Raw genomic sequence first — 265 nt, 5'->3', positions numbered from 1 at the left:
GATGTGGCATCCAGCGTGACGGGGTAATCTCCCACCATGATTTTTGCCTGGTCATCGTAGCGCACAGATAGCGAAGCCTTGACCACACCAGCGTCGTCCTGCCGGACGCTTTCGACGGCATAAATCAGGTCGATTTCGATTTGCTTATCGCAGAGATACCCGCCGAGATAATGAATCTGAACGGTTTTGGGTGATGATAATTTGAAAGCCATAATTATTCCTCACGAAGGTAAGTAGTATTTTTCGCCGTAAATCAGTTTGCACA

1 protein-coding gene is annotated in these 265 nt (G+C 47.5%); it reads right to left on the bottom strand.

Going from position 1 to position 265, the window contains the following annotated elements; all coding sequences use genetic code 11:
- The coding region (locus FNY10_RS26500) for a hypothetical protein (RefSeq protein ID WP_160705133.1) at positions 1–212 on the bottom strand (212 nt) is incomplete at its 3' end.
- Between the last annotated feature and the right edge of the window lie 53 nt (positions 213–265).

This window comes from Klebsiella sp. Lac1 (assembly GCF_009825425.1).
In the GTDB taxonomy this organism is placed as follows: Bacteria; Pseudomonadota; Gammaproteobacteria; order Enterobacterales; family Enterobacteriaceae; genus Klebsiella; species Klebsiella electrica.
Note: the sequence above shows the minus strand (reverse complement) of the source record. Positions and strands in the feature narration are given on the sequence as shown.